This window comes from Coleofasciculus sp. A1-SPW-01, assembly GCF_040217205.1.
Classification (GTDB): domain Bacteria; phylum Cyanobacteriota; class Cyanobacteriia; order Cyanobacteriales; family Coleofasciculaceae; genus Coleofasciculus; species Coleofasciculus chthonoplastes_A.
The window spans coordinates 21,093-27,092 of record NZ_JAVJNP010000152.1 but is presented as its reverse complement, the minus strand read 5'-3'; the positions used below and the strand labels follow the sequence as shown (position 1 = coordinate 27,092).

Below are 6,000 nucleotides of genomic sequence, written 5' to 3'. Positions count from 1 at the left end.
GAGTTCCCATCGGTGCAACGTGCAAGACCGTCACACAAAGTCGAGTAGCTGCTTCTTGGGGAGTTAAACTAGACATTCCTGTATTATATCATCAAAAATGTCTAGTTATGTCAATGATTGTCTAGATATTTACGGACTGTTAGTTAACCCCAATTGAATATGACAGCCAATTCTCAGAACTTAATTTCAGCCTTACGTCACGGTTTGATCGTGTCTTGTCAAGCCCCCGTTGACTCGCCACTCCATGATCCATTGGTGATTGCGGCGATGGCACAAGCCTCTGTGAATCAGGGCGCGGTTGGGGTAAGAATTGATACCCCTGCCCATATTCAAGCGGTGCGAAAGCAATGTCCGACAACGCCGATTATTGGCTTGTGGAAACAACAAATACCTGGATCTGAAGTTTACATTACCCCTCAATTCCATCATGCCCAAGCGATCGCGTTAGCCGGGGCTGATATTATTGCTCTTGATGCTACGTTACGACAACGCCCTGGTGGGGAAACCCTCTCTGAATTAATTCCCCGAATTCACGCGGAATTGGGTAAGCCAGTTATGGCGGATATCGATACGCTGGAAAGTGCAACCGCCGCCGTGAAAGCTGGGGCTGATGTTGTCGGAACAACTCTTTATGGTTACACCGCCTCAACCCAACATCTTCAACCCCCAGGATTTGAACTTTTGTCTCAAATCGTCGAACAGTTAGATGTGCCAACTATCTGTGAAGGGGGGATTGCCTCGCCCCAGATGGCACAACAAGCCCTCCAGTTAGGCGCTGATGCTGTGGTGGTGGGAACGGCGATTACGGGAATTGATTGGCAGGTTAAAGCCTATCAAAAGGCGATGAGGGAGGGTTATGAATTATGAATAATTCATTTGCATTTCCTATTTTCGCCGATTTACGGTAAAATCAAAGGTTTTGTTCGGGTATTTCTATTGCCCATGCGATCGCAAAAATGAAAAGATGTAAACAGAGCGGTAGTCCGCGACTAGGGGTATTCGGGTTAAGGTGTGAAACATTCCCAGGTTCAGCGCAGGGTGGTGGCGATTGGCACAAAGACTGGCGATCGCAAAACCGGGCGTTGACCAAGATTGTAAAGAATTGCAACTAATGTGCATAACCTCTAGCCAAGTGGACGTATTTCCTAGTGGAGGTGATGGTTATGCTGACACTCTTGATTTTAATTGCCTATCTTACAGGTTCTGCCATTTTCCTTGATGTTTTGTTTAAGGAAGAGTTAGAACAGTTGTGAACTACCTACACTGACTGTCCGAGTTCAGTGTAGGCTTCTGATTTCACGGGGGAATTTAAGGATCTCAAGACAGTAAGTAATTTTTCCTAATTAGGCAGTGGGTTGTTCGGGTTTAGTGCAACTTTTCCCTTCTAAACCTTGATTCAGTTATCAAAACAGTCAGGAATGACACCTTGGTATCTTTCATGACCCATACTATAAGACGGCGGTGGGGTAGCTTGTCTTTCATTCAAGAAACGGGCTTCCCTACTGCCTTTTTTGGGTTGATCAAGGTAAATTATATAAGAGTTGTTTAAACTGTTCCTGAAAAGCATCTCGGCTAAATTGAGCCAGACATTGTTCTCGCAACCACTCCCCATCACAGCGCTGATCCTCGCCTTTAAGGATTTCAATACAGGCTGCTGCTACGGCGTCTGGATCACGATGCGGTACTCGCCAGCCTAAACGCCCATCTTGTAGGGGATCAGCCGATCCATCGGCGTCCCCAGCTAATACAGGTTTGCCACATGCCATGGCTTCTAGATAAACAATACCAAAACCTTCTTGAGAGGGCATGATATAAGCATCCGCGACGCGGTAATGTTCAACTAAGTCACTAGTAGGAACAAACCCAGCAAAAACCACGCGATCGCGAACACCAAGTTCTTGAGTCAATTGTGCTAATCTAGGCTGGTCATCACCGCGCCCAATGACTAAATATTTTACATCTGGGAAAACCGTCGCGATTTTGGGGAGGGCGCGAATCGTCACATCTACTCCCTTATAAATATCCCCTGACCACAGACGTGCTACAGTCATTAATACTTTAGCCCCTGCCAAATCATATCGCTGAATTAACGCTGGAGACTTGTCACCCGGAGTAAAGGCATCACCATCCACCATACAGGGTAAAATCTTTATCTGATCGGGATCTAACCCATTCGCCGCACAAGCGCGATCGCGACTGTAGCGACTAATTGTCCAGATTTGAGCCGCACCAGTCAGCGCCTGACGTTGGGAATTGGGTAATTCCTGCCAAACTTCCTTACCATAAGTCAAAACAGTGTAAGGAATACCCAATGGCTGACAAAGAAACTGAATTAGAGGGGCTAAGTTAATATGACCACAAAAGACATGCTTTGGACGTTTTTGCCATAAACAAAGCCCCAGCGCTGCGGCTAACCGGAGACGCCCTAACATTGGGGGTTTGGTTTTCAGGTAATGGAATTTTAGACAGGGAACATCAAACGGATTGTCGCATCCTAGGCTATCCCGGAGTAAAAATACCTCAGCCCCTATATCGGCTTCAGTTTGAGCTTGAATGGATATATACGCTTGTAATATATTTTTGACGTAAGATTGAATACCGCCTTCAATCGCAAAAATCTCTAGAAAAACAAATAAATGATGAGTTGGGGTATTCTTTAGATTTGCCAATTGTTTCGTTTCCCCCGACCTACTAATGCTGTATGTTTAAATTATTCCTAACCCCCAATACTACTCTAATAAGTTCTATTTTGCTGTTCCCTGTTCTCTATTCCCTAGGACATCGGTCAAGAAACCGGGTTTCTTTGGGTGAAAGGTGGATATGCGTTGTCATCCTGACGAGAAACCCGGTTTCTAGGAATACTTGACAATATAACACCTGCCATTGCCTTAGCTTGAAAGATAACTAAGACAGCGACAGGTGTTAAGTTCAAAGAATTTGAACCGTTTAGAACAGACCCAAAGTAAAGGATTTGTCAATGGGGAATGTTGCGCCAATACCCATCCACAGCGTAACCAGGGTACCAATCATAAAGACAGTGGTTGCCACTGGGCGGCGGAAGGGGTTTTGGAACTTGTTGACGTTTTCGATAAAGGGAACCAAGATTAGACCGAGTGGAATCGCTCCCGTCAACGCAATCCCTAACAGTTTATTAGGAACAACACGCAGAATTTGGAATGAGGGATAGAGATACCATTCCGGTAGGATTTCTAGGGGAGTGGCAAACGGATCAGAGGGTTCGCCAACCATAGCTGGATCGAGGACAGCTAGAGCAACGCATAACGCGATTGTCCCCATAATCACGATTGGGAAGGTGTAAAGCAGGTCATTGGGCCAAGCAGGTTCACCGTAGTAGTTGTGACCCATGCCTTGAGCCAGCTTTTCGCGTAATTTGGGATCGCTGAGATCCGGCTTTTTCAGAATTGACATGATTTTAAATGTCCTTAATCAACAAAGAGTAGCACGTCTTTGTCAGGAATCGCAGTTTAGAGGGGACCAGAGATACCCTGCTTGCGAATCATGATAAAGTGCAGCAGCATGAAGACGGCAATGAGCCAAGGAAGAACAAAGGTGTGCAGGCTGTAGAAGCGAGTCAAGGTAGCTTGACCCACACTTTGACCGCCACGAATGAGTTCAACGATTAAGGAACCAACTACAGGAATCGCATCAGGAACACCGGAGACGATTTTGACCGCCCAGTAGCCCACTTGATCCCAAGGTAGAGAGTACCCTGTCACGCCAAAGGAAACGGTAATGACTGCCAAGATTACGCCTGTTACCCAGGTTAATTCCCGTGGCTTTTTGAATCCGCCTGTCAGATAAACCCGGAAGACGTGCAAAATCATCATTAGCACCATCATACTGGCAGACCATCGGTGGACGGAACGGATCAGCCAACCGAAGTTGACGTCAGTCATGATGTACTGCACAGACGCAAATGCATCAGTGACTGTTGGTCTGTAGTAGAAGGTCATGGCGAATCCAGTAGCGAACTGGATAATAAAGCAAACCAGAGTAATTCCACCGAGACAGTAGAAGATATTAACGTGGGGAGGAACGTACTTTGATGTTACGTCTTCAGCTAATGCCTGAATTTCTAGACGCTCCTGAAACCAGTTAAAAGCTTTTGATTCAGTTACCTGCTTAGAAAACATGAAGCCAGAATTGTTAGAAGGATATTGCTGTTTGCGTGTGAGCTAATCCTGGATAGGGTTAAGTCTATCCGGAAATGAGATAGCTCTGGGACTAGCGTGTTGAATACCGCTGGGGCGGAATCTTTGTATCGGGAACACTGACCCGATTTGAAATTGCTCTATGAGAAATGTAACATAACTTGACAAGAGTAGTCCTTTGTCATGCGTCATACTCGCTTCCTTGAGAAGCAAGCTACGTCCTTTGTCATTTGTTGAAAACTACTTACACTCTGTCGGGGCGGGTTTAGGGATATCAGGGTGAAAACCAAACGTTAGCGGTAAAACCCGCCCCTACATCTCCCCTAGCTCCCCCAGCTCCCAGACGCGCCATGGCACGTCTCTACATCGCTCCCCCTGCTTCCCTTCTCCCTCGGAAAACTGTACCCCTGGCACACTTATTGTCTCAGACTTTGCCACACTGGATAAATGAGAGCATCAAAGCCTAGCGTTAATTTTTGTTGAGTTATGCCAAAACGATCATTCTGGGTTGGACTGATAATCCTTTGCCAAATTGTCCTGCTATGGGTGGGGTGGACTCCCTCAGCTTCAGCATCGACTCAAGAACAACAACTATTTTCCGAAGCGTGGCGGATTGTCTCGCAAGCGTATGTGGATGACTCCTTTAACGAGCAAAACTGGTGGCTGGTGCGCCAGAAAACTCTGAAGAAGGATTTAGAGAACCGTGATGCCACGTATAAGGCGATTGAGGGCATGTTAGCTACTCTGGATGATCCCTACACGCGACTGTTGAAACCGAGTCAATATCGCAGTCTCAAGGTGAATACATCTGGTGAACTGTCTGGTGTGGGGTTACAAATTGCCCTTGATGATGAAACCGGACAATTAGCTGTTGTAGCGCCCATCGCTGGATCTCCCGCCGAGGAAGCCGGAATTCAACCGCGCGATCGCATTGTGGCAATTGATGGCGAAACCACAGCCGCCTTAACCCTTGATGAAGCTGCCGCCCGGATGCGTGGACCTGTTGGCACAAGTGTAACCCTCTCAATTCAGAGTAAAGACGAAGAACCTAGAGTGATTGAACTCGTGCGCGATCGCATTGCCCTCAATCCAGTTTATGCCGCACTCGATTCTGAATCCAACAACATCCCCATTGGCTACATTCGCTTAACCCAATTTAGTGCCAATGCGCCCACGGAAATCGAAGCTGCCATTAACCGATTAGAGAAAGAAGGGGCAAATGCTTACATTCTCGATCTGCGGAATAATCCCGGCGGTTTATTGCAGGCGGGTTTAGAAATTGCTCGTCTCTGGCTGGATCGTGGCACTATTGTCTATACCGTTAATCGCAATGGCATGATGGGCAGTTTTGATGCTTTTGGACAGGCAGTTACAGAAGCACCATTAGTTGTATTAGTCAACCAGGGAAGTGCCAGTGCCAGTGAAATTTTAGCAGGCGCACTTCAAGATAATGGTAGAGCAGAACTTGTCGGGGAACGAACCTTTGGGAAAGGTTTAATTCAGTCCTTATTTGACTTATCCGATGGATCAGGGTTAGCCGTAACCGTTGCCAAATACGAGACGCCCAATCATCGAGATATCAACAAGTTAGGGATTACGCCCGATTGGGAAGTGTCTCTTGATCCGATGCCTGTGACTCGTGCGGGTACAGCCTCAGATCGCCAATATCAAGCCGCCGTGGAGTTATTGACGGGGAATTCTGTCTTAGCCGCTAAAGCCGCATAAGTCAGAGATGAGGGAGATGAGGGAGTAGAGGAAGCTGGGGGAGCAGAGGGAGCAGGGGAAGCTGGGGGAGCTGGGGGAGCCTGGAAGCCGATTCTGTAGGGGC

Annotated in this window: 6 protein-coding genes; 2 read left to right on the top strand and 4 right to left on the bottom strand. The window is 47.1% G+C overall.

Annotated elements, in window-relative coordinates; genetic code table 11:
• The first annotated feature begins 159 nt into the window (after positions 1-159).
• Entirely contained in the window at positions 160-867 is a 708-nt protein-coding gene (locus tag RH949_RS23275) for an N-acetylmannosamine-6-phosphate 2-epimerase (protein ID WP_044210637.1), read from the top strand.
• A gap of 66 nt (positions 868-933) precedes the next feature.
• On the opposite strand, the gene RH949_RS23270 is transcribed toward RH949_RS23275, so the two are convergent.
• The 4 genes from RH949_RS23270 to petB all read right to left on the bottom strand — a co-directional run bounded on the left by RH949_RS23270 (position 934) and on the right by petB (position 4,154).
• Positions 934-1,119, bottom strand: a complete 186-nt coding sequence (locus RH949_RS23270; RefSeq protein ID WP_006105378.1) for a hypothetical protein — start codon at positions 1,117-1,119, stop codon at positions 934-936.
• Between the two features lie 401 nt (positions 1,120-1,520).
• Positions 1,521-2,669 carry a glycosyltransferase family 4 protein gene (locus RH949_RS23265; RefSeq protein ID WP_446356488.1) on the bottom strand — a complete coding sequence of 383 codons (1,149 nt, stop codon included), beginning with the start codon at positions 2,667-2,669 and terminating at the stop codon, positions 1,521-1,523.
• Positions 2,670-2,946: 277 nt separating this feature from the next.
• Positions 2,947-3,429: a cytochrome b6-f complex subunit IV gene (gene petD, locus RH949_RS23260; protein ID WP_006105395.1), complete on the bottom strand. Its 483-nt coding sequence runs from the start codon at positions 3,427-3,429 to the stop codon at positions 2,947-2,949.
• A 56-nt stretch (positions 3,430-3,485) separates the two neighbouring features.
• Positions 3,486-4,154 carry a cytochrome b6 gene (gene petB / locus RH949_RS23255; protein ID WP_006105380.1) on the bottom strand — a complete coding sequence of 223 codons (669 nt, stop codon included), beginning with the start codon at positions 4,152-4,154 and terminating at the stop codon, positions 3,486-3,488.
• Between the two features lie 504 nt (positions 4,155-4,658).
• On the opposite strand from petB, the gene ctpA reads away from it, so the two are divergent.
• On the top strand, positions 4,659-5,897 hold the full coding sequence (ctpA, locus tag RH949_RS23250) for a carboxyl-terminal processing protease CtpA (protein ID WP_446356485.1): 1,239 nt from the start codon (positions 4,659-4,661) through the stop codon (positions 5,895-5,897).
• The last annotated feature ends 103 nt before the right edge of the window (positions 5,898-6,000 follow it).

Excerpts from the sequence above, each read along its gene's own strand:
- RH949_RS23275 (WP_044210637.1), top strand. The coding sequence starts at position 160 with ATGACAGCCAATTCTCAGAACTTAATTTCAGCCTTACGTCACGGTTTG.
- RH949_RS23270 (WP_006105378.1), bottom strand. The coding sequence starts at position 1,119 with ATGCACATTAGTTGCAATTCTTTACAATCTTGGTCAACGCCCGGTTTT.
- petD (WP_006105395.1), bottom strand. The coding sequence starts at position 3,429 with ATGTCAATTCTGAAAAAGCCGGATCTCAGCGATCCCAAATTACGCGAA.
- petB (WP_006105380.1), bottom strand. The coding sequence starts at position 4,154 with ATGTTTTCTAAGCAGGTAACTGAATCAAAAGCTTTTAACTGGTTTCAG.
- ctpA (WP_446356485.1), top strand. The coding sequence starts at position 4,659 with ATGCCAAAACGATCATTCTGGGTTGGACTGATAATCCTTTGCCAAATT.